Raw genomic sequence first — 344 nt, 5'->3', positions numbered from 1 at the left:
CATGAGAACAGCTCCGACACGCCCACTGACTTGTGCGTTCTGTATTGGTACGGCAACTGAGCATGGCGAAAATAGCTTGCCGCATCGATGCGGTAAGTTGCTGTTCGTAAGCCTGATTAAACTCATCAAGGTGCTCGCGTAAAATGTCAATGAACTTCATATGTCACACTCCCACTTCAAGGTTAAATCATTAGTCAGTTGATTAATCGCCTCAACCGTATTTTTACGCGTAATTTGAGTCAGTCGTGTATATCTTGCGGTGGTGTTGAGGCTGTTATGGCCGAGCAGGCTTTGCACTGAGCGCAGGTCTAGCCCTTGCTCTAGTAAATGAGTCGCGTAGCTGT

2 protein-coding genes are annotated in these 344 nt (G+C 47.4%); both read right to left on the bottom strand.

The window, feature by feature from the left end:
* Positions 1-160: transposase zinc-binding domain-containing protein (locus AB4238_RS14450; RefSeq protein WP_372034046.1), on the bottom strand; the 160-nt coding region annotated here is incomplete at its 3' end.
* Positions 157-344: tyrosine-type recombinase/integrase (locus AB4238_RS14445; protein ID WP_372034045.1), on the bottom strand; the 188-nt coding region annotated here is incomplete at its 5' end. The genes AB4238_RS14445 and AB4238_RS14450, both read right to left, overlap by 4 nt.

It is taken from the genome of Shewanella sp. 10N.286.45.A1 (assembly GCF_041470405.1).
Classification (GTDB): Bacteria; Pseudomonadota; Gammaproteobacteria; order Enterobacterales; family Shewanellaceae; genus Shewanella.
This window is presented reverse-complemented; position numbering and strand designations above follow the sequence as displayed.